The sequence below is a fragment of the Plantactinospora soyae genome (assembly GCF_014874095.1).
In the GTDB taxonomy this organism is placed as follows: domain Bacteria; phylum Actinomycetota; class Actinomycetes; order Mycobacteriales; family Micromonosporaceae; genus Plantactinospora; species Plantactinospora soyae.
The window spans coordinates 6,073,134-6,099,920 of sequence record NZ_JADBEB010000001.1; the positions used below are offsets into that span (position 1 = coordinate 6,073,134).

Below are 26,787 nucleotides of genomic sequence, written 5' to 3' on the forward strand. Positions count from 1 at the left end.
GAGGTATTGCGTGCCGAACCCGCCACGTCTGTGGTGGCAGGACATCGATCCGGTTGTGTGGCGATGCTTCGGCCAACCCGAGGACCTGGCGCGAGAGCGGAACACGGCGGTGTTGGCGGCGTTGGAGGAGTTGGCGACGCGGGCTCCGATGTCGACGCTGGCCGACATTGGGGCGCAGATGCGTGACGTCGGTTTCCGCGACCAGGTGACCGAATTCGAGCTGCGTACGGTGCTCGACTACCTGACCAGCGCGCATCTCGTCGAACCGTTCCGGGACTACGCGGCGCTCAACGCGGGCCTGGATGCGGTGGTCCGCCGGCAGGAGGCCTGGGCGCTGACCAAGATCGGCCGGGCCGTGGTGGCTGCGGTGCGTACGGCCGTCGTCGACTCGCGGCGGGCGCTGCAGCTGCCGAGCCGTCTTCTCGACAGCGTCGAACGCACGGTCCGTGATCTGATCGAGCACCTTTCTTCCGACGCCGGGCTGCTGCCGACCGACTTGGATGACGTCCGGACGAGGCTGGATGAGATGCAGCGGGTCACCGCCGATTTCTACGCTGCGCTGGCGCAGATGGTGCAGTCCGACGTCACCGACGATCTGCTGTTCGGAGAGAACCGTGATCGCGTCATCGAGGCACTGCGGCAGTTCCCGCGCGAGTACGGGCGAGCGCTACGCCGGGTCGAGGCGGCCCTGACCGACTTGGAGTCGGCCGGGCACCGGCCGCTGGTCGAGACCGCCGCCATGCACGCCGGCCTCCTCGACGCCCGCGATCAGCAAGACTGGATCGACGAGCGGCTGCGTCGGCTGTCCGACCTGGCCGCCTGGTTCGCCCCTCTGGGTTCGGTGCAGCGGCTGATCTCCTCGGCGGCTGGCGCCGTCCACACCCTCCTGGTGGCCATCGATCGGCGCTACACAGCCCTGCGGCGCGGTTCGGACCTGGCCGCCGACTTCCGGGAACTCGCCTACAGCTTGTACGCCCAGCCGGACGACGATGCTGCCCGCCAGGTGTACGCGGCCGCGTTCGGCCAATGGCCAGCCGTGCATGCGGTCGTGGGCACGACCGAAGAGGACGTCGCCCACGCCACCCTGGCAGCCGGTGGGATCAGCCGACACCAGGTGGATGTGATCCTGCGCGAGCACGAACGCGTCGGTCGCTCCAGCGGCCGTCCTCGCAAGGTCCCGGACGCCGGCGCTGCGCGGGCTTCCGCTCTGGAGAAGGCCGCCGCCACTGCGGAGAACCGGCGGCGCTTCACCGCGTTGCTGGCCACCGACGGCGAAGTGCCGCTGAGTCATTTCGCCGGTCTGGAGACACCGGCGTTGGTGATCCTGCTCGGCGCGATCGAAGTAGCGCGCAACGCGATCGATGCCGCTACCGGATACGGCGAAGTCCATGCCGAGGGCGCCAGCGTGGTCGTCCGGGTCCGGTCGGGCCGCCCCGACACCCACCTGCCGGTCCGGTTCGCCGAGGGGACTCTGGTGGCGCCGGAAATCTTGATCACCGTGACCCCGACCGAAGCCGGCCAGGTTCCGCAGGTCGTCATTACGGAGGGCGCCGCATGACCCAGCGGCTTCTCGACCCGGATCTCGCCGACGCGGCACGCCACCTGACCCTCAACTGCCGGATCTCTTCGGCCGAGGATCCGGTTCGCTACCGTGCGGTGCTGCGCGGCCGGCGGGAGATTACCGACTTCTTTCGCACGGAACTGGGGTGGACCCTGCACATTCACGACGTCGGTGGGGTGGTTCGCCTGCACAAGCGCCGTGACGATGTTCCCGGGGATCGCGGACCGCGGCTGCAGCGCCGCAGCGGACGAGGCGAGTTGGCTCCCGCCCAGGTGCTGGTGCTGACCGCGCTGGTCTGTGAACAGCTGTGGCGACGTCCACGGATCAGCCTGCGCGAGCTGCTGCAGTCGGTGGCTCAGGTGTGCGCCGCCGAGGCGGGCACGGGCCGGCTACCGGCTTTCCGGATCGTGGCCACGGACGGGGTCAGCAAGCGTGAAGCACAGGCCGCGCGGGAGAACATCGTTGATGCGATCAAGCTGCTGCAGGCGGACGGGGAGATCAGTGTCGACGCGGATCTGGACCGGGCGGTGACAGACGAGAACGCGGAGGTGTTCATCACCGCTGACCGCGACAGCCTCGCCAACAAGTTCGCCTCACTGTCGCCGACGCTGTTGTCGTTGAGCAGCCGGTCCCCCGATCAGCAAGTCGCCACGCTGACAGCGATTTCGCTTCCGGACGCCGAGCCGGACGCTGTCGCGCAGCGGCAGGCCAGCGTGGAGGGGCGCCGGCTGACCGCGCTGCGGCGGGTGGTGGACGACCCGGCCGCTGACCCGGAGGACGACCCGAACCCGGTCGGCTACCTCGCCACCTCGACCGGCCGGGAACGCGCGTTGAACATCGCAGCCGCGTTAGGGCTGGTCGCCAGCGTGCGCCGCGACTGGTGGGAGATCACCGACCCGACGGGAACCGCCTCCGACTTCGACTTCCCGCAGGGCCGCAAGACAGAGCGGCAGGCTGCGCTGGCCCTGCTGTCGCACCTGCCGCACCACGGCGCGTCTGAGGTAACCGCCGATGAGATCACGACGTCGTTCGAAGAAATCCGCCGGGACATGCCACGGTGGGCAGCCGGCTATGCCGAACGGCTGCCCGTCCTGGCCCGGGCCGCTGCCGCGGAACTGGTCACCGCCGGCCTGCTTCAGGTCACCAGCGACGACGACCGGTGGCAGATCACACCGGGCGTGCACCTGTGGCGCGTGCGGGCACGCCATGGCCAGCCCGCTCGTCCGGGCCGGCACCGCACGGAAGCTGACTCGCACACGAGGGAGGGGCCGGCGTGAGCCTCATCGCGCACCCGGGCCGACGGCCAACGGGAAGCCACGACACCGCCGGCCCGGTGTCGGATTGGAACGACGGACCGGTCGCTGCCGACAGGTGGCAGCCAACCCGGGCTGGTGCGGTGAACTCATGGGCGTGGACCGACGAGACGCTCATCTTCGCCGACGGCTGGCTGGCACTGGCCGGGCCGAACGGATCCGGTAAGTCCTTGACCGCCTCGATGCTGGTCACCGTCCTGCTCGACGGCGAGGTGTCGCAGAAGGCGCTGTCGGTGTCTGGTGAGGCCGTCGGCACGCTGATCGACCGGCACACCGACCGCAACGCGAAGGAGGACCGCACCGGAGCGTGGTGGCTGGAGTACGGCTACCGCGATTGCGGCACCGGCGAGGTTCGCTACCTGACGACCGGATTGTGGCTGCGCTCGCAGAGCAGCGGCTTGCAGAAGGCGTTCTTCATCATGCCGGGCCGCGTCGGCACCGACCTGGTCCTCGCCCAGCAGCGGGAGCCGGTATCGATCGAAGGGCTCGCCGAACAGGTCGCCGCCGTGGACGGCCGACTGTTCACCTCCCACGACCGCCTCACCTCCAAGGTCCGGGACTATGTGAACCCTGCCGAGGAGAACCAGTACCGCGACGCGATCCGTACGACGTTGTTCGCGCCGTTGGACTCGGTGCAGTTCGACGCTCTGGTCGGAGTGTTGCGTAGCCTGCGCAGCGTCCGCACCGCCGAGGCGATCTCTCCGAACCAGATGCGCGCGGTGCTGACCGAGGCGCTTCCGGCCCTGGATCCTCGCGCGTTGCAGTTCATCGCCGACACCATGGAACGCATCGCCGACCTCGAGGCACAACTGAAGCAAGCCCGTGCCGAGATTCGGCAGCTGGAACAATCGGAGCAGCAGTACCAGCGCTACATCGACGCGGTCATCGCGGAGGAGGCCGCCCGCCTGGCGAATGCCCAGACGGTCTTCGACGACCATGCCCGTGAAGCGCGCGCCGCCGAGCAGCAGTTGGCGGACGCGCAGGCACAGGCTGCGCGGGTGCAGGCCCGGCGCGAGGAACTGCGTGGCGAAATCGCTGGTGTCCGCGGCCGGCTACAGGCCGCCGAGGATGCGCTGCGTGACCATGCCGGCGCTGAGCTTCCGCATCTCGAAGAACGCCTCAGTGATCTACGCAAGCAGCAGTCCGAGCTGGAGGCAGCCGGCCTGGAGTTGCAGGACGAGTCGCAGCGCGCCGCGCAGCAGGCAGCGGAGTCGGCAGATCAGGCCCGCAACAGTCAGCGGCATATGACCGGGATCGGCTCGCGGCTACGCGCAACAGCCGCCAACGTCGGGGCGCACGCATTCGTCGATCGTCTCGCCGAGGTCACCGAACAGGTCACGGCCGCCAACAGCCTCAACCAGGACCCACCCAAGGCTGACCTCGCCCAGATCGCCGAAACACCACGCGGCTGGATCGAGACGCGCACAACAACCCTCAACGGCATCGAGACGGCGCTGCACGAGCACGACATGGCACAGATCGAACAACGAACCGAGGCAGGGCATCTCCGCACCGCGGAGGAGACCCAGGACCGTGCCGCCGACCGTGCCGGCGATGCCAGCGCCGAACGCCGTACCGTGGAGCAGGACCTACTCGACGAGTTGAGCCGATGGGACAGCCGCCGAGCCCAGCTTCCGTCCGTTCCGGCGGACCTGACGACTGATGCCGAGGACCGGATCGACCCCGACCGGTTGGTCGCCTGGCTGCATGGGGCCGGAACCGCCACCCGGGAACGGATCGCCCTGGGAGCCCGCGAACAGGACGTCGTGCACGGCACCCGCGTCGTGCAGGCTGCCGAAGGTGCAGCACACCGGGCCGCGCAAGCTCGAAAGAGCGCCGAACAATTCGCGGATCAGGCGCAACGTCACCTGGAGAACGCGCAGGCGCAAGCCGAAATCGACCGTACGGCCGTCGACGAACAAGCCCGGCAGGCCCGAGCCGACCATGACGCCGCCGTGGACGCTGCCCACGCCATCACCGCCACAGCTGAACAAGCTCTGGTGGACGGCCGCGTGGACGCCATCCAGGCAGCAACCGAGTGGGGCCGCCAGGTGGCTGGGTGGCGCGCCAGGCTCGTCCACCTCGACGGAAGTACGGTGAACCTGCCCGACGATCCGGTTGCCATCGATCTGCGGCAGCCGTTCCTCGATCTGGAACGGGCCCACTCGGCGGCCGTCAGCGGTCTGCAACGCGCGATCGCCGGGACGGGGCGTGCGGTCGAGGATGCGCGGCAACGAGTCGCCGGGATCGAGGACGAGCTCGAACAGGCCCGACGACAGCTGCCGGTGCCGCAGGCGCCGCCGTGGCGGTCGCCGCGTGATCCGGGCCGTGGCGTGCCGTTGTGGGCCGCCGTTGCGTTCGCCGACCACGTCAGCGCCGAGCAGGCCGACCGCATCGAAGGTGCCCTGCTGACCGCGGGCCTGCTCGATGCGCTGATCACCGGCGACCGCCTGGTCGGCGACGGTGATCTGGTGCTGGCCGGCGACCGTCCCGCGGCCGGGCGCAGTCTCGCCGACGTTCTCGTTGCGGAGAACGGCTCGGGCGTCGACCCGCGGCTCGTCGAGTGGCTGCTGCGGGCCGTCGCCATCGACCTGACCGGCAGCGACCTCAGCATCGGGTACCTGCGCACCGGCAACGTGATCGCATCGGCTCCGCGTGACTACCGAGCCACGTTCATCGGCCGGACCGCCCGCGAAAGCGCCCGGCTCGCACTCGTCGCCGACCTCGAACAGCGACTGGCCGCCGCGCACCAGGACCTCCAGGCCGAGGAGCAACGCGTTGAACAGCTCGAAGCCGATGTCCGCGCGTCCGGCCGGGAGCGGGATGACTTCCCGCCTGCCGACGCGGTTGCCGGAGCACGCGATCAGGTCACCCAACTGCAGCTCAGCGTCGCGAAAGCTCAGCAGCAAACCACGCAGGCACTGGCCACCGCCGCAGCGCAGCTCATCGAGCTGCTCGCCGAGGTCAAAGCTGTCCGCAACGCCATAGACCGGACGGTCGAGAATGCCCGCCGGCGGCTTGAGGAAGCGGCCGGCACACTTAAAAGATCCCTACAGACCGAGTCCGACGCCGGCGACGCCCTGATCAGCGCACAGGAGGAGCTGGCGGAAGCCACCGAGCGGCGGAACGAGGCCCGAGCGGCTCAGCAACTGTGCGCCGCCGAGGAACAGCGATTCCCTGACGTGGAGCAGCTGCGCCGCACGACCCGTGACGAGGACGCCGCCGAGCGGGACGCGGCCGCCGCCCGTGCCCTGGTCGACGAGCACCGCCGCCGGCACCAGCAGGCAAGCGACCGCGTCCGCACAGCGCTGCGCGCACTGCATACCGCCGCGACGCTGCCCGACGGCGCCATCCTGCCGACCGACCGAGAAGCGCTACGACGGCACCGGGAGATGGTCACCACCCTGCTGCAGCAGATCGAGGCCTGGCAGAGCGCCGGACAGCGAGCCCTCGACCTGCTCACAACAGCCCAGCGTGAACAGCGGACGGCGGACTGGGTCACCAACCGGTTCCAAAAAGCGATCGCCGCCGCAGACCAGGTCCGGCTCGCCGCCGAGGAACTGGACGCCCGGGTGGAGCAAACCCGAGCGCTGTACGGGGCGGAATACGCCGAGCTACGCCAGGCAAAAGACAGTCTCGCCGATGAACTGACCGACAAACTGGCCGAGGGCGAGCGACGCGAGAGCGAGTTCCGCACGCACGACAATGCCGCGGTCGCCGCCACCACCACGCTGGAGAAGATCGCGCCGCGTCGCCGAGAGGCCGACCAGCACCGCGCTGACTGCTTCGATCGGATGTGCCTGCTGGTCACCCACGGCTTCGCCGAAGTCCCGGAAACCCTGGCACGCGACAGTGACAACCGGCCGGCCAACCTGACCGCCGCCCTCACCTGGTCGCGTCAGCTGCTCGCCGGCAAACCCACCACCGGCGCCCGGCTCGACACCCTGAGGATCGCTCGGGAACGGGTGCAGAAGCAGCTCGAGAGCACGATGCGGTCCGTCAACCAGGCCCTCGCAGAGTTCGATCAGCAGCTCGACAGCACGACCCTCGACGGCACCGAATGGCGGCGCATCACGCTCGCCGCACCCAACGCCGCCGTCGGCGAGGATCTGCGGCAAGCCGCCGAGACACTTCGCGCCACAGCCGAAGGCCTCGAACGAGATCTGCGCCAGGACGTCAAGGCGACTCTCAAGACGTCGATGTTCACCCAGCTGCGGCGTGACATCCAGACCCGCCGCGAGGCGGCAAGGGAACTTGTCCGGCAGATCCGGGCCACCCTCGAGAACGTCCGGACCGGCGTGGCCCGCGTCGGGGTGCAGGTCGACTGGAGGGTCCGCGACGACGGCAACTCCCAGCAAATGGTAGCCCTGCTCAAAGCGTCACCCTCCGACGAGGTCTTCGATCAGATGTACGAGATCCTGCGGGAGCGGATGGAGGACGCTGGCGAGGAAACCTGGACCGACCGGGTCGCCCACACCTTCGACTACCGCTCCTGGCACCACTGGGAGATCAGCGTCACGCACAGCAGCTTCGGCACCGATCAGTTCAAGCCGGTCAACGCCCGGTCCAACCCGCTCAAGGGCCTGTCCACCGGCGAATCCCGGCTCGCCACCATGCTCCCGCTGCTGGCCGCCGCATGGTCGATGTACTCGGGCGACACCTACCGGGGACCTCGTCTGCTGTCCATCGACGAGATCGACGCCGCCTTCGACGACCGCAACCTGCGCCAGATCCTCGCCCTGCTGCGAACCTGGAATTTCGACATCCTCGCGACCACACCCACCATCGCCCCGCTGATCAAACGCGAAGCTCAACACGTCGTCGTCCACGAAGTCATCACCGACGGCCGGCACCGCGTCACCGTCCCGTGGCTGTGGAACGGCAGCGGCGAGCCGACACCCCTACCGCTCGCCGCGCCCACCGCAGCCACGACCCCGGACGGTCACTGATCGATGCCGGCTGACCTCACCTACCTGGCGGAAGACGCCGACCTGCATCCTCTGTGGCGCGCCGTCCACGGACGTCTTTGCACCGGCACCAGCCCCGAGGCGATCAACACGGTTCGGGTCCCGGCACTGAGCACAGCCGGCATCGCGCAACTGCGGACCTGGCTCGACACCTCCACACGCCGGCGCCGCGGCACATCCGCCGTCACCGTGTCCGGCAATACCGCCACGGTTCCGCTGCGGGAACTTCTCGCCGTTCTCGGCATCGATCGGGGAACGCTCATCGCACTGGTTGAGAAAGCGGTGGGGGAGCCGGTCGTCGACCGTAGCGCCGCCACGCTGGCCGCGGCAGACCGCCGTGCACAGCTGTGGCAGTACGCGACCGAGGAGCTTCCCGACCTGCCGCAGCTCGTCGCCCGGATGCGGGCCACCGGCGTCGGCGAGGACGACACCGAGATTCGGCACAGCATCGCCGCGCTCGCCGCAGCCCTGCGACACATTCCGGCCCGGCCACCGATACCTCTGGCGAAGCTCGCCCACGACATCACCGGCGACCCGCACTACTTCGACCTGACCACCCTCAACGGCATTCGCCTCGTGGCTGCGGTCGCCGAACGCGCCGGCCATACCGAGCCGGCCCGGCCGGATCTTGTGCGCGCACTGCTGGCCACCGTCGGTGTCATCGCCGACCGGCTCTCCGCGACCGTCCTGCTCTTCAACGTCGAGGTGGTCGGCGACGGACCGATCGACCGGCGATTGCGTGATTCACCGGCACCGGTGGCGCTCACCCTGCTCGACCTCGTACAACATCCGCCCGTTCTCGCGCCACAAACCCTGACGGTCGTGGAGAACCCGTCGGTCATGGAGATCGCTTTCACTGCCGGGGCGCGACAACCGATTGCCTGCACCAGCGGCCAGTTGCGCGCGATCGATCATGTGCTATTCCAACTCGCTGTCGCGCACGGCGTGCGTCTGCGGTATGCCGGTGACATCGACACCGCGGGCAAACAGATCGCGGCGGTCGTCGCATCGACCTACGGCGCCGAATTGATCGCGATGGACGACGACACCGCTTCCGAGGCTTCACATCACCCGCCGGTTACACGCTGCCTCAGGCTGCGCGAAGGTGAGTCGCTCCACACGCTCAGTGCCGAAACGGCCACGATCTACCAGGAACATGACGTTCTTCTCGCGCGAATCTTCAGTGGTCAGCCGCTCTGAACTCGCATGACCCCGGCCTCACAGGAGTTCACACGGGCGGAGAACCTCACCGCCTATGAGGATCCAACCACCCGATGGATTCTGTATCGCGGGGTTCCTGACGGCTACGAGGCCGAGCGTTTCGACTCCCGATACGTCACGAACCGTGTCCCGACGCAATTCCTGTGGGCGTCAGGCGCCGCCGCCGACGCGGTTGCCTGGCTGGCCACCCATCAGCCCGCCAGCGTGCTTCACCCACCATCGGGCTCCGGGGCTCCTGTCCGTCGGGACCGTTACGATCCCAGATTCAGAGTCCAAGATCAGAAGGCAATGCCCACCGACCCAGCTGACTCCGTCGGTCAAGCTGGTCGATCGACTACACGGAAGCTCAGACAATGGGGCCTACCCGAGATGCGAACCGCGCCGATCGGCTGATGGCGATCACAGAGGGCAGCCCGCAGTATGGCCGAGGTCGTGGGTGTCCACATGAACGCCGTGTTGTCCCGAGGAGAGTTTGTGAAGGCAAACGAGACTACTGTCCGCAACCTGTTGCAGGGTGAGAAGCAGTACGTCGTTCCGCTCTACCAGCGCCGTTACAGCTGGAAGCGGCGGGACCTTGCCCAGTTGTGGTCCGACGTGATGCGGGTTGCAGAGGTTGGCAACAACGCCGCTCACTTCCTCGGCTCGGTGGTATTGGCACCCAGCCCGGCCAACACACCGACTGGGGTGCAGAGCTGGTTGGTTGTGGACGGTCAGCAGCGGCTGACCACCTTGAGTATCCTGCTGTGTGCGATTCGCGACCATGTTCGCGAGGCCGATGCCCAGCTGGCCGCGAAGATCGACGACATGTACCTGTTCAACAAGTACGCCGCCGGGATAGACCGGTACACTTTGCTGCCCACCAAGGCTGACCGGGCGGCGTGGCTAGCATTGGTGGAGCGGGATCCAGGCGCTGGCGGTGAAGATCGTATTGGATAGGCGTACCGCTATTTCCGGTCGGCGCTTGTCCAGGCTGACGATCCAGATGACGATCACGACCTGATCCAGGTCGAGCAGACCGTGGCGGCGCGTCTGAGCCTGGTGGAAATCGCTGCGCATCCGGACGACAACGTTCACCGCATCTTCGAATCCCTCAACTATACGGGTCAGCCACTGACCCAGGCCGACCTGCTGCGCAACTACTTGTTCATGCGGCTGCCCGCCCGCGGAGATCATGTGTACGAATGGCAGTGGCTGCCGCTACAGGAGTTGCTCACCGACAAACAGCTTGAGGAACTGGTCTGGCTAGATCTGGTGCTGCGTGGCGACGACCGCGCCACCCAGGAGGCGATCTACCAGTCGCAGCAGCAACGGCTCAGCCAGCTGCCGGACGAGGCAGCGATCGAACAGTGGATTGTCGACCTGCATCACAAGGCGCGGCTGTTCCATAAGGTCCTCATGCCGAGGAATACTCCGGATCCGGACCTGCGTCAGGCGCTGGGCCGGCTTGACCGCTGGGGTGCGGCGGTCGTTCACCCCATTGCGCTGCATATCCTCCTCGCGCACGAGGGCGGCCGCCTCAACTCCAGCGAGGCGGCCGGCGCGCTCCGCGTCGTTGAGAGCTACCTGGTCCGTCGCATGATCGCCGGCATCGCCAGTGCCAACACAAATCGGGTCCTAATGTCCCTGGTGAAGGACCTGGGTGAGGAGGTCCCCTCGGCCAAGGCAATCACCCGGGCGCTGTCAGGCGTGCGGAAGAAATTTCCTACTGATCAGCACATTCGCGATGCCGTGCTAGTCAGCAGCTTCTACTGGTTGGGTCGCGGCCCCCAGCGCAGCTACGTGTTGCGTTGTATCGAGGAGGACTACGACCATAAGGAGCCAGTCGACTTCGATACCGCGAAGCTGACTATCGAGCACGTGCTTCCGCAGTCCATGACTGACGAGTGGCGAGAGATGCTGCGTCCCGACCTGGAGGACGGTGAAACCATCCAGGAGCTACACAGCTCTCTGGTGCACACACTCGGAAATCTGAGCTTGACCGCGTACAACCCCAAGCTCGCCAACGACGAATTCCAGGCCAAGCAGAAAATCCTCCGCGATAGCGGGCTGGCGATGAACCGTGAGATCGCCGACGCGCCGAGGTGGGGTCGCGAAGAGATCCTTGCTCGGGGTCGAACTCTCGCCGACCGCATTATCACTATCTGGCCCGGCCCCGACGAATCAGCCGCTGTCACACCGGCAACCCCTCGCTGGTCGTTGATGAACCAGGCGCTTGCGTGCATTCCTGCTGGCCGTTGGACCAGTTACTCTGACATCGCCGAGGTGGTAGGGGTGTTCCACCGCAGCGTCGCTGGTCGCCTTGCGAGTGTGCAACGGCCCAACGCCCACCGGGTCTTAAAAATAGACGGTTCGGTCTCTGCTGAGTTCCGTTGGCCCGACCCCGCGCGTCACGACGACCCGAGGATGGTGCTGGAAGCAGAAGGCGTGCGCTTCGACGACACGGGCCGCGCGGCGGCGGAGCAACGGATGACTGCTAGCGAGCTCGCGCGAGAGGTCGGCCTCGACGCCAATGGCGATAACGGCACGGAGGACGTCGGACCCTGAGGATTGGCCTGCCTGGCGCTGCTGCCTGACGGACCCGCCGCCGCCCGACTCAACCTGCCCGACGGCTGCGGTTTGCGTTCTACCGGCGGGATATCTAAAGAGGTTTCCAGGACCGTCTCGCCGGTCGGTGGCACCGGATGCCCGGTGGAATGCGGTCGCGGGCGTTCGCGCCGGCCCTGCCGGGCAGCAGCGGTTGCAGTTGTCGAATCGTCCCGTACCGCGGCGCTTTGTCTGTGACATGTTTGGTGTAGACGACCGCGCGGACTCGACCGCGTCGGCGACGGCCGGCGTTCCGCCGAGCACGGCTTCCCACTGGCGCTGGCAGCCGATCCAGGTGCTCTGGGCTCGGGCGCGTCAGGCGCCAGGAAGGCTGGCGCCGAGGATGTCGTGGTCCTGGAAGACGATGAGTTGTCCGGCGCTGTGGGCCGCCTGTCGTCCTGTGCCGTGCCAAAACTCGATGCCTGCAGTCTGAGCTCGTCCCCTCATGGACGTCGACCCCTGCAATACAAGAAACAGCACCAGCAGCCAGTACCGGGCTGGGAAACGTGCAGGGTCCGAGTTCAACTTCGCGAGGGGTGGCTGCGGCACTGGGACAGCCCGGCGACCGTCAGGCGTTGGAGCGCCAGGCGGTGAGTACGCAGTCGATGTCGGTCCGGATCCGCTCCCGTGCGTCGGCACGCGGGACGCCGGCCATCAGCAGCTGGTCGTACTCGGTGTCCTCGTGCCGGATCGAGGCGATCACCGCGCGGGTCATCGCGTCCTGGTCTACGGCGCGGCCGGCCGCGGAGCGCCCCACCCGGCCACTACCTCGCAGCCCGGTGTGTCCGGCGATCGCCTCGGCTCGGGACGCTGGACAACCCGGGAAGAGTTGAAGGATCTCCTTGGTCATCCGGGCCATTAACGCCACGTCCTGATCAGCCCGGTGCTCCCGGTCCCGTTCGCGGCGGCGTAGCCGCGCGGCCTCGTCACCCAGGCACTGCCGTTCGGCGCTGTCCAGCCCGGCCGGTTCCACCAACAATCCCAGCCGGTCGTACCGTTTCCGGGCGCGGTTGAAGCGCAGCACCACGGCGGACAGGGTGCTGGCCTTCTTCGCTCGTCGGGTCATGGCCGCGTCCCCGGCGGGCAGGAAGACCAGATGATCGAGGTCTGTGCAGGTCAGGCAGAGGGTATGCGCGTCCTCGGAGACGAGTAGTTCCCCTGTCTCCCCGCACTCGGCGCAGTTCCACGGGGTGGCCGCCGAGTGCACCACCAGGTCGGGCGGCGTGCTCTGCCGCTGTACCAGTTGCGCCCGGGCGGTTTCGGAGAGCGTGCTCGAGGCCCAGTGTGTCCGCTCGATATCGGGATCGCCGTCGGTGGTGAAGCGCAGCGGGCGGCGGTCGCGGGTCGCGGCGAGGTAGGCGACCTCGTCCGGCTGCAATCCTTGGTCCCGGGCCCAACGACCGAAGATCTCCAGCGCCTCCAGGAGCCCGCTCTGCGGCGAGAGGGGCGTTCCGATTCGTCCATCCCGACGAGGCCCAGGCCTCAACCCCACCGGGGGTCCACCAGCGCCATTACTGACGTATGCCGTCCCCACAGCGGACCTCGGTCTTTTGGCCCGATAGACGAAGGCGGAAACGGTGTAGCAGTCGCCGGCGGCAATCTTTGCCGGTCGTGGCGCTCGTCATCGCTGGAGCGGTGTACGCCAGCGGACAGCGTGAATGCGACGGTGACGATCCCGGATATCCCGAGAAGGGTGACGGAAGACCGGTAGAGCCTTCTGCGGGTGTTCACCTTGCCGTCGACACCGGTCATTTGGGATGCTCGCTGTCGTACGGATCGACACCCGGGTGACGGCAGGGACGTGATGACGCGGTGACACGTGCGGCGTCGGGGGAGCCGCCGATCCACTTCTACGCACATCAGGCGCGAGCGGGTGAGGCCGGTGCCCGTGAGGATTTCGAGCAGATGATCGCGCTCCTGGTCGAGGCAGTACGGGGCGACGCCCGGCTTGTCTTTGCCAACGGTGGCGACTGGGGCATCGACGCCTTGGTCGGCGACCTCAACGGTCGGGTCATGATCTGGCAGGCGAAGTACTTCCCGCACGGGGTGACTAACAGGCACCGGGGGCAGATCGAAGGTTCGTTCGCCTCGGCAGTGCGCAATGCGTCCGAGCACGGTTACCGGGTTCAGGAGTGGGTGCTCTGCGTCCCGTCCAGCCTCGACCCCCAAATGAGCCAATGGTGGGACAGTTGGCGGCAGACACAGGCGCGGCTCACCGGCATACGGCTGGTCCTGTGGGACGAGACGGGCCTGCGTAGTCAGTTGATGCGGCCAGCCGCGCGGTATGTTCGGCGCGCCTACTACCACCCCTACCAGGACGCTGGCGACGAGGACTCCGACCATCCAAAAAGCCCGGAGTCAGTCACGGTCACCTCCGCGTTGCCGCGCCAACCCTTCGACCACACCGCGACCCCCTGGGTCGGTGGTGACGAACGCCGGATCGGCGCGCACCGCTACCTGCTGCACGCGGACTCCGTTGAGCAGGTCAGCATCGACCACTCGTGGAACTGGCGGGAGGCGACCGCCGACCGCGTCCAGCACGATCCACTTCGAGTCCGGCTCCGCCAACTCCAAGTCGTCCGGGATACGTCGACGGCGCAGCGGCGCCGCGACGAGGTACGCGCGCAGGGCCACCTGTTGCGCAAACTCGGCGGTAGGGGCGGGCTGCCGTCGCTTGACGATCTCACCGAGGAGGCCGCCGCCACCACGCTGGTCACGGTGCTGCCTTCCGGGCCTAGCTGGCGACAGGCGTTCGGCCCCACCGATACGCGGCTGGCCCGATTTGCCGCCGCTGGCGTACTCGGCGCGGCGGCCGAGGTCTGCGCCACCTTAGCGGTGCTGCACGGAGCAGGGACGAGTCACCGGGCGCTCGGTCCCGACAGCATCGTGCTCACCGGACGCACCCGGCGCGCGGCGCTGGTCGACGGCGGTCTGGCCGTCCTCACGCCGCAGCCGGGCGAGGGAATTCCCGGTTACCGTGCCCCGGAGCAGCACCGGGGTGGCGGATGCGCGACTCCGGTCGACATCTACCAGGTGGCGGCACTGGTCTATCACTCGATGACTGGTCATCCGCCGTCGCCGTACGCGACGCCACCGATCCGGGCCAGCCTGCCCGAGTGGTCCGAACACCTCGACGACCTCCTGCTGCGCTGCCTTGACCCGGACCCGTCCCGCCGCCCCGTCGGGCCACGCGCGCTCGCCGCCGCGTTCCGCGAGGGACGTCGACTGCTCTCCCAGGGAGATACCCGTTGACCATCGCGTATCTGCTTCTGCCCGGCCCGGTCGCGGTCGTACCGTCCGGGAAGGCCATCGACCAACTCGCACAGGCCGGCCTCCGTGATCCGTCCGCGCTGATCAACGAGTTCGGCAGCCTGGCCTCGTTCAACGCGCTGCCGGCTCGGGTCGAGCCGGACCGGTCCAGGCTGGTCGTCTACGGCAAACGTTGGGCGGCCTGGCTCTATCCCAGCGACCACGGTGACGCGTATCGACTCGGTCACGTCTCACCGCTTTCCTTCAAGGACCAGGAACGGCTCCTCAAGGGGGCGCTGGTGCTTGGGGGTACGGCCGGCTGGTGGGCCTATCACCACGTCCGTGACGTTCCCCAGCGGTTGTCGTCACACTGGCCCCTGCTCTGTCGTGCCTGGGCGAATCTCGGCGTCACGCGTTCGGAGGTGACGCCCACGATGCCCGTGCACCACATCGAGTACCTCGATCTGCTCACCGATGTCGTCGAGGCGACCCGGGACATCGAGATCGCCCGACAACGCCAAGCCCCGGCCCTGCCGTACCGCAGGCTCGACAGCACCCGTGAGGAGCGGCACTCCGCCCGTGGCGTCTACACCTTCCAACTGCTTCGTAACGCCACGGTGGGCAGAGGTGCGCAGGTCTTCCTGACCGATCAGCCTGACCTGCGGGGGAGGGTGCTACGGGTCGAGGACCACGAGGTAACCGTGCGGTTCGACAACACGGTGGACTACGCCCGGATACCTAAGCAGGGTGCGTTGCAGGTGCTGCCCAGCGACCGGGTCTACCGCGCGCAACTTGACGCGGTGGAGGTTCTTCGGGAACGGTGTGCCGCCCAGCCCCACCTGCTCACCCAGTTGGTCGACCACCGTGTGGCGCCGTACCGGCCGGACACCGGCGCCCAGCCGCGCGAGATGCTCGACCCGGCGCAGTTACACGCCTTCCGCGCCGCCCTGACCGTGCCCGACCTGCTGTTGGTACTTGGCCCGCCCGGTACCGGAAAGACCCGTGCCATCACCGAGATCGCCGCCGCCAGCGCCGGACGTGGGCAGCGAGTACTGGTCACCTCGCACACCAACCGTGCGGTGGACAACGTACTCGAACGACTACCGCCGGACGTCCGGGCGGTCCGGGTCGGCAACGAGGATGCGATGACCGCGCACGCGCGCGGGTTCATGGTGGAGACGCAGGTCGAGGCCCTGCGGCAGGAGATCCTGGCCGCGACCGAGGGCGCGGCGTCCCGGCTGGCTCCCTTCGTCGGTGTCGAGGACCAGGCTGGGCGGTGGCTGGATTACCTGGCTGCCCGACTCGCCGAGGCCCGACTCGCGGACGGGGACGTCCGGGCCCGCGCGACCGAGTTGGCCGCTGCGGTCGAGCGGGCCGCCGCACCGGTCGCCGCACAGCTCGCCGCCGCCGACCGGGGGGTACGGGAATCACGCGCGAGTCTGGCGCCGCTCGCCGAGAATCACCGCAACCACGAGGTGCGCGCCGAGGCGGCGAGGCGGCGGGCCGCCTCGGGGATGCTGGCGTTCTTCTTCCGTTGGCTCGCCGACCGCCGGGAACGGCGTCTCGCCGCGAGCTTTCAGCAGCTCAGCGCAGCGCAGACGGCGATGCGACTGGCCGAGGAGTCGTACGGTGCTGTTCGTGCCCGAGCCGACGCCCTGATCGCGGCCGACCCTGCAGTCAGAGCGGTCACCAGCGCTCGCGACAGTGCTTGCCAGGTCCGTGAAAAGGTGCTGGGCGAGGCCGCGCGGGCGGTGGAGAAGACGCGCGAGGTGCTCCGTCCGGCGGTCACCGTGCCAGTCGGGGTGCCGGACGACCTAGCCGGCTGGACACGGCTGGAGCAGGAGCTGACCTCGGCGGCGACCCTGGCCCGCCTCCGGGCCGGGCTGCTCACTCAATGGCGTGACCAGGTGGCTGTAGCCGAGCAGGATTTGCATCGAGAACTGGTGCGGTACGCCGATGTGGTGGCCGCCACCTGTATCGGTACCGCCACCACCGCCCTCCTGGCCGAGCTGGAATTCGATGTGGCGATCGTCGACGAGGCCGGGCAGATCTCCACGCCGAATTTGTTGGTGCCGTTGGTTCGGGCACGCCGAGCGGTGTTGGTCGGCGACCACAATCAGCTGCCGCCCTTCCTCGACGACGAGGTACGCGACTGGGCCGACAACCTCGCCACCGATGTGCCTCCCGCAGTCGCGACACTAATCGGTGACGTGCTGCGACGCAGCGCCTTCGAGAGGCTCTATCCCAGCTTGGGCGACACCAACCGGGTCATGTTGCGGGTGCAGCGGCGTATGCCGGCGGAGCTGGCCCAGTTCGTGTCGGCAGCCTTCTATCAGGGACTACTGGAAACCGAGCATCCCGGAGGTCCACCGGATCCGGTGTTCCGCGCGCCGCTGGCGATGATCGACACGTCGGACCAGCCGGCGACGCGGCGGCGGGAACAACCCGATCGCTCGGCGGATGGGTTGGGGCGGCCCGGCTACGTGAACGAGCTGGAGGCCAGATTGATCGTCCAGTTTCTGGGCCGGTACGCCACTCGGTACGCCGACTGGGCGGTCATCGTCCCGTACCGGGCACAGGCCGAGTTGATCACCCAGCTGCTCACGAAGGAACTGGGTGATACCGGGGTGGTCGACAACGTGGGCACCGTCGATTCGTTTCAGGGCGGTGAGCGGGACCTGATCGTCTACGGGTTCACCCGCAGCAACCACCGGGGCGAGATCGGGTTCCTCAGCGAACTCCGACGCCTCAACGTGGCGATCACCCGGCCCCGGCGTCAACTGGTTCTGGTGGGCGACACGGCGACATTGCGTACCGCGCGCGATCCGGGTTTCGCCGCGTTGATCCAATCGTTGACCGACCACCTCGACGCGGTGGGCGACCGCCGGCCCTCCCGGGAAATTGAGTCGGTGCTCGGTGCCTGACGGAACGGCGTCTGCAGTGCTGATCAGCCCGGAGAGCAGGTTGTTGCCATGAGCCGGATCATCTATCCCGCCCGGCGAGCCGTCGAGCACGCGGTCACCGTGCCAGGTGTGCGTCCGTTGCGGCTCTTCCCGGTGCTGTGGCCACTGTGGCAGGTCGAGACGACCGCACAGGTCTACGACGAGCAGCCGTACGAGTTGCTGGATCGCTTCTTGGTGCGGGGCGTTCTGGAGGCTGGGCTGACCCGGTCGGTGGACTTGACCGCGTTCTACGGCCTGCCGCATTCGCTGGTGGAACGCTGCCTGACGTTTCTCACCCTCATCGGACACGTCCGCCAAGGCGAGGGGTTGGTCACGCTTACCCCGCTCGGGGAGAGTTCCGCCCGAGCCGGCATCCGCTACGTTCCGAAGGAAAGCCGTCAGCAGCTTCTCGTCGAACGCTTCACCGCCCGGCCACTTCCACGCAGCCACTACCGGGGTTCGCTGACTTTGCTCCCGACCCCAGACGTGCCGGCCGAGCAGGTCAGCGACGGATCGCGCTTCGTCCCGCTCTTCTCTCCCTGGGCCTTCCGGCCTGAGATCGTCACGCAGCTTGGGGAGCGTCCCGATCGATTCGACTTCAATCTGCCCAAGCAACTGCGGGATCTGCGCGTGCTCGGGGAACAGGACGCCTACCTGCCGGCGTACCTCATCGAAAGCGCCGATGGCCGGTTGCTGGCGTACAGCGGGGTGGCCGGGGAGCGAGACACTTTTCTGGAGTCCGTGTGTGATCGGGTGCCAATGATCAAGCAACTGATCGCCGCCGAGCCGTCGCAGGATCCGCGAGAAATCTGGACCAGTTGGCTCGCCGACGGCAAACGAAAGGGCACTCTGCGGTACCTCCCCAGCGGCGTCTGGCGGGCAACGCTCGTCGCGGAGAGTTTCGGTGGCACCCCAAAGCTGCCGCTCAACCGAATCGGGTCATACCAGTTGCGCAAGCGGCACTTCATACAAGTCTGGACCGACGATACGAAACTACGGCGGCAAGCCGCCATGCAACGGGCTTTGGCCATGACGCAACTCCGCGAGGTCCGTACCCGAGCCGACCTCACTAACCGAATGAGGGCAGTGGCCGAACAACTTGAGGTGACCGTACCCACTTTCGACGAATTACGCCGGTACGCGAAGAGAGAACAGTTGCACGCGTACCTCCTCCACTTCGATGCACTGGAGTAGTGGCGCTTCGGACCGGCGCAGATGTGGTCTAGGAGAGCGGCCCGCTGCGGCTCGAGTGGTGCACCGACTCTGGGATGTGCCGCGTCTACTGGCTCTCCTCATCGAGCAGTGGTTCAAGTTGCCGAAGCAGGGTGGCTCGGTTGACGTTGGGCGGTAGCTCGATCCGCAGGCTGATGTTTGCCCCCTCGACCGTCAGCACCGCCGGCTTCTGATGGTTGCGAAGGCGCCAGTTGCGTATCGAGGAGGCCAGCGCCCCCGCCTGCGGCTGCAGGGTGGCCAGGGTGGCGAGGTTCGCCAGCACGGCGATCCCCTCGATCGCCACGGTGATGCCACCGCCGTCGCGAACCCCCTCATAGGGCAGGTCGAGTTCCTCGATCACTTCCGGTGGTAGCAGTAGCTTGACGCTCGTCACTTTGTCCCTCTCACGAGTGATGCGATCCGCTCCTGGACCGCTGGCTCAAGTTCGCGCAGCGTGGTCGAGGCGACCGCACCGCTGAAGTAGCCCTGCATGTGATGAATGCCCAACTGGAAAATCTCGTACAGACTGACCGGCGCGTCATCGTCGAAACCCTCGACGATGACCGTCCTTGGTTGCCCGGTCTGACCCTGGTCGCTCGCGTAGCGAGCGACGCGCGCCACGAGCGCGAGTTCCTCCAACGCCATGGGATGGTGCAGGATCGCCCGATCGACCTTGATCTGGGTGAGCGGCAACTCGGCCATACGTGCCAGCGATGCGTAGCCAACTCCGAAGTCGTCGACCGCGAAGCTGATACGCAGCTCTCTCGCGAGCGTGGTGAGCCGGTTGTGGAAGTAGACCAGGGGCTCCTGCGGCCATCGCTCGCCCGGCTCAGGTGTGATCGGGTCCTGCTCCGAGATCTCCAGTGTCAGGGTTCGAGGATGCAACCCTGCCTCGGCAAGCGCCTTGCTCACCTGACCGAGGTACGCGTCGCTGAGCAGTGAGCGGACCGCCACGTTGACCGACAACGGCTTGGTTCCCTGCCATCCGGAGGCTGCGTCCGCTTCGGCGTAGGAGTGAATTGCTTTGGCTACGAGGATGGCATCGCGTTCGACGACGAAACGGTCGCCCCAGTCGTGGGCCATCCGTAGCGCGGACCAGGGAGCGCGCAGTTCACCGTCGTTGCGGCGGGCCAACGCCTCGAAGCTCTGGACGCTCACGCCGGTCGCGCGCTGGTCCAGCTCGACGACCGGTTGAAACACCATGATCATCGAGCCGATCAGCTGTTGGTAGAGACTGAAGGCGTCGTCGTACAGCTTGAGTGGTAGTCGGCCGAAGGAGGTGCGCAGGGCGGTCAGGACGGTCATCTCCGACTGCATGGGATCGGCCGCCGGGTCGGATTCCCAGACGGCTCGAAGCATGACGGCAAGCGGTTCACCCATATCCAGCTGGGCAAGTGCTGGGTCGACCACGGCAAGAGTGAGAGTACGGTCACCCGCGAACGAGAGAGGCACGCAGAGCATCTGGCGGCTGACCGCGTGCGACACAACGTATCCCGGTGTCGCCCTCGGATGCTTCGCCGCGTCGACGGCTGCGAGTTCGAGCATCGGCGACAGTGCGTCCTTGTCGAACCGGGCCGTTCTGTTCACTACGCCGAAGCTGCTGCCAGCGAACTCCACGACCGCGGCCGATTCCGCGTCGAGCGCGTGCCGGATGAGTTCGACGCGTCCGTCGTGTTCGCCCTGATGAGACTGGTGCGCTGAACGCATGTCCGCACGGAACATCCGACCCAGTAGCTGCCGGATCGAGCTCGTCTGGTCCTCGAGTGGGTTGAGGCAGGGGCGTGTGATGCCGGGGTTCGCCGGGCTGTTGAGTGCTTGGCGGTCGTGCCGGGACATGGGCGGTTGGGTCAGCACCGTGGTGGCCCCGTAAACGTGCGCCGTGTGCACTGGTGGCGGATCCATACCCTGCTCGGCGACGAACGTCGCCATCTGCGCAAATGACACCCGTCCGGACTCGTCGCCCGCCCTGCCCCGCAACGCCCGCAACACATGGCATCGCCCGTACCCTCAACCACTTGGGCGTGCCGTCACCATCGCAGTGCGATCGCAAGCGCAACCGGCAGCGGGCAGCAGAAGGATGGACGGTGCGGACGGTCGCGGAGATCCTTGCCAACCCCCGCTACACCGGACGGCAGGTATGGAACCGGCAGTACACCGACCACCAGGAAACCGAGCCGGGGGACCGGCGCACCAGCCGAGGATCGGTACGCCGCTGGAATCCACGAGACCAGTGGATACTGTCCGCCCGGTTCGTGCACGCGCCGCTGGTTAGCGAGGCGGACTTTGTCAAGGCTCAAACGGTGAACGCGGTCCCCGCGCCGGAGGACGGCCAGCCGCGCCGGTACCTGCTCACCGGACTGGTCATTTGCCGAGCCTGCGGCCGACGAGCCGACGCGCACTGGGTACACGGAGGCCCGGATACCGGTGCCGACATGGCCGCACCAGCGCCAGCCCGCCCCTACCCGGCCGGCCCAAGCCGCTGTACCTACGCGAAGACCTGCTCCTCGCTCACATCGCACGGCAACTCGACGGCCGCACGACCGAAGCCCGCGACGACGCGCGAGCTACCGCCGCGTACCTGCGGGCGAACCAGATCACCATCACCTGCGACGCCGACACCATCACACTCGGTCGGCAGCCACCGCCGGCACGATTTCCACGTCAGAAGCAACGACCCCCACCCGAACCGCTCGAAACATGAACGGCTTGGTGGGGGTTAACGTGTCCGAGGGGTGATCGATACCGCAACCCCACATGCGGGTCCCGCCGATTCTGGGATCATCTTCGGTCGATAGCGATGGGCAGATGCAATCTGCGCACGCGGAGTAGGTGATTAGCTGACGCGGCCTCCACGCCGATCTGGGACTGCTTGGTCGGCGAGGGGTCCGTCGTCGAGGCGGGCCGGATGAAGATGTGTCCGGGTAACGTCGCACAGCTGCTCTGTGCCGACAGAGGCGATGAGCCGGGTCTGTGTCACGAGCCCGGCGAAGCGGTAATCGTGGTCGGGCGGGTTGACATGTTTGGACTGCTGGATGATCTGGAGCAGGACGAGTCCCTCGCGGTCGAGCACGTTGGCGAGGAAGGCTTCGTCGATGAGCAGTCCCCCGTCGGTGCCGGGCCAGGGCTCGGGATCGAGGTGCAGGAGTTGGTTGTCGCCGGTGATGCCGGCGCCGTCGTCGTGGTGCAGTCCGGAAAACAGGCCGGCGGGCGCGGAGGTGAGGATGTGGACGTTAAGGGTGGCAGATAGGGAGCAGTCGAGGATGCTGCCTTCCCAGCAGTAGCGTTCGGTCATGACGATGGCAGGTATCCCCAGCCCTGCTCGCCCTGGCCCACCTGCGCAACGGCGACACCCTGACCCGCCTGGCCGCCGGATTCGAGATCGGCGTCCCGACGGCCTGGCGTTATGTCCGCGAGGCCATCGACCTGCTCGCCGCGACCGCCGACGACGTGGCCACGGCCATGACCAGGATCCGGCTGCTCGCCTACGCAATCCTCGACGGCACCCTGATCCCGATCGACCGGGTCGCTAACCAGAAGCCGTACTACTCCGGAAAGCACAAGCGTCACGGAGTGAACGTGCAGGTCATCGCCGACGCGGCCGGGCGTCTCGTCTGGGCCTCGGCCGCGCTGCCCGGCTCGACGCACGACCTGACCGCCGCCCGCACCCACGGCATTATCGACGCCCTGACCAGCGCCGACGTGATGACCTTCGCGGACAAGGGCTATCAAGGCGCCCGCGTCAGCGTGCGCACCCCGTTCAAGCGGCGCCGCTTCCGGCTGAAGCTGTCACGCCGGCAAAAAACCGTCAACCGGGCCCACGCGAAGATCCGCGCCCGCGGAGAACGAGCGATCGCCACCCTCAAGACCTGGAAAATCCTGGTCAAGCTGCGCTGCTGCCCACGCCGAGCCACCGCGATCGTCCAAGCCATCCTCGTCCTGCACCACGTCGAAGCCGACCACAACGCAGGATGAAAATGACTCGTTGATAGCAGCCGCGTCCTGGGCCTCACTCGCGGTCGCCCGCCGGGTGGGCATCCGCCTGTACCGCGACCTGCCGGCGGCTCGCGACCATATTTGAATAGCGCTGATATCCATTGCTACTTCGCGATTGCGGTCCGCAATTTGGTGGTGACTGGCTGCTTGCTGCATGAAATATCATCGGTTAGCCTGGCGAAGGAAATGGTGGTCGAGGAGCGCTCGTCGAGCTCTGTTGCCAACCCCCTTTTTCTCCATTTCCAAGGTTTGCCGCAGCAACTGGGGAAGGCCTGCCGAGCTTTTCTTCCTGCGAATCTCGCTAAGGGGAAATTGATGGACGACGTCTCTGAGGCAGCTGTTCTGCGTGCCATTGACGAAATGCATGCCCGGCTCGGCGAGCAGCTCACGGTCGATGACCTGGCGCGTGCGGCCATGTTCAGCAAGTTCCACTTCACCCGCATGTTCCAGCGGGTGACCGGAGTGTCACCCGGCCGGTTCCTCTCCGCGCTGCGGCTGCAACGCGCCAAAGAACTCCTGGCGTCCACCCCGATGAGGGTGGCGGACATCAGCGTCAGCGTCGGCTACAACAGCGTCGGCACCTTCAGCTCCCGGTTCAGCCGCAGCGTCGGCATGTCACCCACCATCTACCGGCGCTGCGCCGGTTACGCCATGGAGATCCGCGACCAGGCCGACGGCCTCCGCCCCCGGCTCGCCGATGCGGGACTCTCCTGCGACGTCGTGCTCGCCGAGCAGGACCACGACGCGATGATCTTCGTCGGCCTCTTCGCCGGCCGGATTCCCGAGGGCCGCCCGGCCCGTTGCGCCGTGCTGCGCGCGTCGGCACGAGTCCGGTTCGACAATCCGCCACCGGGCAGCTGGTATCTGCACGCCCAGTCCATCTCCGTCGGCGACGCGCCGGCCGTCTCGAAGCTGGGTCCGTCGGGCGCCAGCTGGGGCCTGTACGCCGACCGGGCTGACCGGCCGGTCGCCGTGGCGAGCGCCGGGCCGATCCTCCTGCGCCCGGGTACCACCGCCTCCACCAAGCTGATCCTCCGCCCAGGCCGGGTCCTCGACCCGCCGGTCCTGCTCGCGCTGCTCGATGTCCGCACCTACGCGCTCACCGGGCGGGCACAATCGCGGAACAGGGCGGGAAGTGAACTGGCCAGCGTCGCATGAGCGCGACACGGCACGCGCACTCCGCTCACCTATCCGGAGGCCCGGGTGACCACCCGACACCGTGAGCTGACAACCGTTGCTCCCGCCGGACCGGCCCATCGGACCCAAGTCGTGCTGCTCAGCGCTGCCGCCGGCCTGCTGCTCGCGGCGCTGTGGTCCTTCCACTTCGTGGACACGGTCATCGGTGAGAACGTCGCCGACTCCCTGCTGGGCCACTCCGCCCAGGAAGCGACTCTGTCCGGCACGGTGGCTTCCCTGGTCTTCGCGCCCGTCTCAGGCATGGCCGGGACACTGACCGCCTGCAACATCGCCATGGCCGCCGCGCTGGGACCGCTCGGGCAGGCCGTCGGACCGGTGCGTGAGACCGGACGGATGTCGCTGCGGGCCCTGGTGCGCCCTTTGGCGCTGCTGACACTCGGCATGGTGTGCGTCTCGGCCACTTACGGATTCGTCGGGGTACGGAAGTTGTTGCACTGGGCGGTGGACAGCGGCAACCCCTTCTATCGGGCCGCTGCCTTCATCCTGCAATCGATCGGCAACATGCTGCTCGTCGGCGTGCTGTTCGTCGTCATCGCGACGGTGACCCGGGGCCGGGCGATGCGCTGGCTCTCGAACCCGGTGCGGGCCGCCGTGGTCACTGCCGCACTGCACATCGCGCTGGGCGTCTTCAACATCGCCTACTGGGACATCCGGCCGCCGGCGAACTTCGGCTACGGCTGGTTCCCGACGGCGCCGTACAACTGACCGGCGCCGGTGCTCTCGAGAGCATGGCGGTGGGAGAGGAACGACCGTGAACGACTTCAGCGACATCGCGACCACCGAGACCGCGTCCGCGATCGCTGGGCTGCGCGAGCGGATCGACCAGATCGACGAATCGCTCATTCAGCTGTGGCTTCAGCGTACCCGGCTCTCCCGCCAGATCGGCGCCGCCCGCGTCGCCGCCGGCGGCACCCGAGTGGTGCTCAGCAGGGAAAGCGAGATTCTGCGGCGCTTCCGCGAGGGCCTGGGCGACGAAGGCGTACAGGTTGCCTTGTTGCTCCTGCGGGCCGGCCGCGGCCCCCTGTGACGGCGGTCCTGTCATGGTGAACGCGGACCCCGCTGTCAAGCCGCGGGAATAGTAGTCCTTCGAAGTTGAGCGGGGTTGAGGTGTCCGCGGTGGCATCGGGTGGTCGCGGTGCGGATGCGTAGCCGCTGATTCCCGGGATTTCGGCATCCGTAGGCGTCGCGGGCGACGGTTTTGCTGACGCGGTTGGTGCCTTCGAAGCCGGCGTCGGTGATGCCGGTGGTCACGATCGGGGCGCCGATCTTGGCCGGCAGCGGTGTTTGCCGCTCATACGCACCGCCGAGCGGGGCAGCCGGTTGCGGATGCGCCACTCGGGGTCGGTGCCGCGCCCGCGACGTCCGCGCTGGGTGAGCGTCATGCGTCGGCGGACCTCGGTGACCGCGCGATTCGCCAGCTGCACGACGGGGAAGTGGTCGACGACCAGCAGCGCGTGCGGCAGTACCTGCCGGATCGCAGCCCGGAACATGGTGCACATGTCGATCGCAACGACTGCCGTCACCTGCTCGCGCCAGGCCGGTGGGCGCTCGGTCAGCCAGCCGGTGACCGCCGCGGTGGTACGGCCTTCGACCCGGGCCAGTAGCCCTTGACCACCGGACAGGTCGCAGAAGCCGACGTGCCATCGGTCCGCGGTGACGGTCCACGAGCCGGCCTGTTCGTCCCATCTCCGATGCGGGTTGCCGCGGCGGACCTCGTCGATGCCGAGCCCGCAACCGGGTCCGGCCCGGCGGGCAACACCCTGTTCGCGTGCACGGTGAACGCCTCGGCGGCCCGGCGCGGGCGGTGAACTCCTGCAGCGTCTTGGCCAGGTACGGCAGACCGCGTTCGGTGGCGCCGGCGTGGATGCGGTTGGTGACCAGCTCAGTCACTTCGGCACGTCCTTGAGGTGGGGGCGGTTGGTGAACGGGCTGGCCTGGGCGATCTGGTCATAGACCGACAGCGGGCAGGCCTCGACGGTGACCTGAGCGGCCGGGGCCCGGGTGAGCAGGTCTTGCAGCGGCCCGGGGCCGCCACCGGGCCGGCGTCGTGACACGGGCAGAGAGGGCGGGCGGGTTTGCTGGGGTGACGGCCCGGGTGTGTCCGCCGGGCAGGCCGTCCCCCTGCGTTTCCTCGACGATGCGGGTGCCGCAGCCGGCGGCCCGCTGGCGGGGGGCCAGCAGCGTGCTGCCACGCGTCCACCACGTGCGTGAACGCGTCGATCACCTGCCCTCGGGCCGGCCGGCCTGTGCGCCGCGACGGCGCCTCGCCACCATCGGCAGCGAGGTACTTCTTGACCGTGCGCCAGTTCAGGCCGGTCTCGCGGGCAATCTCCGAGACCCGGCTCCAGCCTCATACAGGGTCCAGAACCGGCGAACGTCCCACCACCGCTGCTCATCCAACGCCCCCCATCGCCAGCCGCCGAACGTCTGCCAGGCAACGACCCGAGCGGCCTGACACCCGGCACCCGTGCACACCCTCTGCACGTTTACCCGTACGCAGCTCTGCACTCATAGCCGTACGCCGACAGCAGCCTCAAAGATGACGCGGA

General features: G+C 67.7%; 18 protein-coding genes and 2 pseudogenes. 14 read left to right on the top strand and 6 right to left on the bottom strand.

All coding sequences use genetic code 11. The features are described from left to right. Nucleotides 1–148 precede the first annotated feature (148 nt). The 6 genes from H4W31_RS26465 (at nt 149) to H4W31_RS44435 (ending at nt 11,606) form a co-directional block, all read left to right on the top strand. Nucleotides 149–1,558 carry a DUF2397 family protein gene (locus H4W31_RS26465; RefSeq protein WP_225945686.1) on the top strand — a complete coding sequence of 470 codons (1,410 nt, stop codon included), beginning with the start codon at nt 149–151 and terminating at the stop codon, nt 1,556–1,558. Then, entirely contained in the window at nt 1,555–2,838 is a 1,284-nt protein-coding gene (locus tag H4W31_RS26470; protein WP_192769127.1) for a DUF2398 family protein, read from the top strand. The genes H4W31_RS26465 and H4W31_RS26470 overlap by 4 nt, the downstream gene beginning before the upstream one ends. Beyond that, on the top strand, nt 2,835–7,823 hold the full coding sequence (locus tag H4W31_RS44430; RefSeq protein ID WP_192769128.1) for an SbcC/MukB-like Walker B domain-containing protein: 4,989 nt from the start codon (nt 2,835–2,837) through the stop codon (nt 7,821–7,823). Before H4W31_RS26470 ends, H4W31_RS44430 begins: the two co-directional genes overlap by 4 nt. A 3-nt stretch (nt 7,824–7,826) precedes the next feature. After that, a complete protein-coding gene (locus tag H4W31_RS26480; protein WP_192769129.1) occupies nt 7,827–9,041 on the top strand; it encodes a TIGR02679 domain-containing protein in 1,215 nt (404 codons plus the stop codon). Between the two features lie 465 nt (nt 9,042–9,506). Continuing rightward, nucleotides 9,507–9,998 (top strand): DUF262 domain-containing protein, encoded by a 492-nt coding sequence (locus tag H4W31_RS26485; protein WP_192769130.1) that lies wholly within the window; start codon nt 9,507–9,509, stop codon nt 9,996–9,998. An 81-nt stretch (nt 9,999–10,079) separates the two neighbouring features. Further along, complete coding sequence (locus H4W31_RS44435) at nt 10,080–11,606, top strand: GmrSD restriction endonuclease domain-containing protein (protein WP_192769131.1); 1,527 nt, start codon at nt 10,080–10,082, stop codon at nt 11,604–11,606. Nucleotides 11,607–12,213: 607 nt separating this feature from the next. Here H4W31_RS44435 and H4W31_RS26495 read toward each other — a convergent pair. Next, nucleotides 12,214–13,023: a DUF2293 domain-containing protein gene (locus H4W31_RS26495; protein ID WP_225945687.1), complete on the bottom strand. Its 810-nt coding sequence runs from the start codon at nt 13,021–13,023 to the stop codon at nt 12,214–12,216. Between the two features lie 527 nt (nt 13,024–13,550). On the opposite strand from H4W31_RS26495, the gene H4W31_RS26500 reads away from it, so the two are divergent. Genes H4W31_RS26500 through H4W31_RS26510 form a run of 3 tightly spaced genes read left to right on the top strand, consistent with a single transcriptional unit; the run spans nt 13,551 to nt 19,030 of the window. Next, the gene (locus tag H4W31_RS26500) at nt 13,551–14,897 is read left to right on the top strand and encodes a serine/threonine-protein kinase (protein ID WP_225945688.1); all 1,347 of its coding nucleotides are present in this window, start codon (nt 13,551–13,553) and stop codon (nt 14,895–14,897) included. After that, entirely contained in the window at nt 14,894–17,818 is a 2,925-nt protein-coding gene (locus H4W31_RS26505) for a DEAD/DEAH box helicase (protein ID WP_225945689.1), read from the top strand. Before H4W31_RS26500 ends, H4W31_RS26505 begins: the two co-directional genes overlap by 4 nt. A 48-nt stretch (nt 17,819–17,866) precedes the next feature. Next, a complete protein-coding gene (locus tag H4W31_RS26510) occupies nt 17,867–19,030 on the top strand; it encodes a hypothetical protein (protein ID WP_192769133.1) in 1,164 nt (387 codons plus the stop codon). Nucleotides 19,031–19,115: 85 nt separating this feature from the next. Here the strand turns inward: H4W31_RS26510 and H4W31_RS26515 are convergent, their stop codons facing one another. Further along, nucleotides 19,116–19,442 (bottom strand): hypothetical protein, encoded by a 327-nt coding sequence (locus tag H4W31_RS26515; protein ID WP_192769134.1) that lies wholly within the window; start codon nt 19,440–19,442, stop codon nt 19,116–19,118. Continuing rightward, on the bottom strand, nt 19,439–20,977 hold the full coding sequence (locus tag H4W31_RS26520) for an EAL domain-containing protein (RefSeq protein ID WP_225945690.1): 1,539 nt from the start codon (nt 20,975–20,977) through the stop codon (nt 19,439–19,441). Before H4W31_RS26520 ends, H4W31_RS26515 begins: the two co-directional genes overlap by 4 nt. 8 nt (nt 20,978–20,985) lie before the next feature. Here H4W31_RS26520 and H4W31_RS44860 point away from each other — a divergent pair, with 8 nt between their 5' ends. Further along, on the top strand, nt 20,986–21,768 hold the full coding sequence (locus H4W31_RS44860) for a recombinase family protein (protein WP_225945691.1): 783 nt from the start codon (nt 20,986–20,988) through the stop codon (nt 21,766–21,768). A 113-nt stretch (nt 21,769–21,881) separates the two neighbouring features. Here H4W31_RS44860 and H4W31_RS26530 read toward each other — a convergent pair whose 3' ends face one another. Next, nucleotides 21,882–22,340, bottom strand: a complete 459-nt coding sequence (locus tag H4W31_RS26530) for a hypothetical protein (protein ID WP_192769136.1) — start codon at nt 22,338–22,340, stop codon at nt 21,882–21,884. Nucleotides 22,341–22,360: 20 nt separating this feature from the next. On the opposite strand from H4W31_RS26530, the pseudogene H4W31_RS26535 reads away from it, so the two are divergent. From H4W31_RS26535 to H4W31_RS44440, 4 genes and pseudogenes are all read left to right on the top strand, one after another. Beyond that, nucleotides 22,361–23,020: pseudogene (locus tag H4W31_RS26535) on the top strand (transposase family protein); the annotation flags it as partial. Nucleotides 23,021–23,356: 336 nt separating this feature from the next. Then, a complete protein-coding gene (locus H4W31_RS26540; RefSeq protein WP_192772403.1) occupies nt 23,357–24,199 on the top strand; it encodes a helix-turn-helix domain-containing protein in 843 nt (280 codons plus the stop codon). Between the two features lie 111 nt (nt 24,200–24,310). Next, nucleotides 24,311–24,943: a hypothetical protein gene (locus H4W31_RS26545; protein ID WP_318783420.1), complete on the top strand. Its 633-nt coding sequence runs from the start codon at nt 24,311–24,313 to the stop codon at nt 24,941–24,943. Nucleotides 24,944–24,989: 46 nt separating this feature from the next. After that, complete coding sequence (locus H4W31_RS44440; RefSeq protein WP_192769138.1) at nt 24,990–25,265, top strand: chorismate mutase; 276 nt, start codon at nt 24,990–24,992, stop codon at nt 25,263–25,265. Between the two features lie 35 nt (nt 25,266–25,300). Here H4W31_RS44440 and H4W31_RS26555 read toward each other — a convergent pair. Further along, nucleotides 25,301–26,027: pseudogene (locus tag H4W31_RS26555) on the bottom strand (ISL3 family transposase); the annotation flags it as partial. Between the two features lie 97 nt (nt 26,028–26,124). Beyond that, nucleotides 26,125–26,292 (bottom strand): hypothetical protein, encoded by a 168-nt coding sequence (locus tag H4W31_RS26560; protein ID WP_192769139.1) that lies wholly within the window; start codon nt 26,290–26,292, stop codon nt 26,125–26,127. Nucleotides 26,293–26,787: the final 495 nt, after the last annotated feature.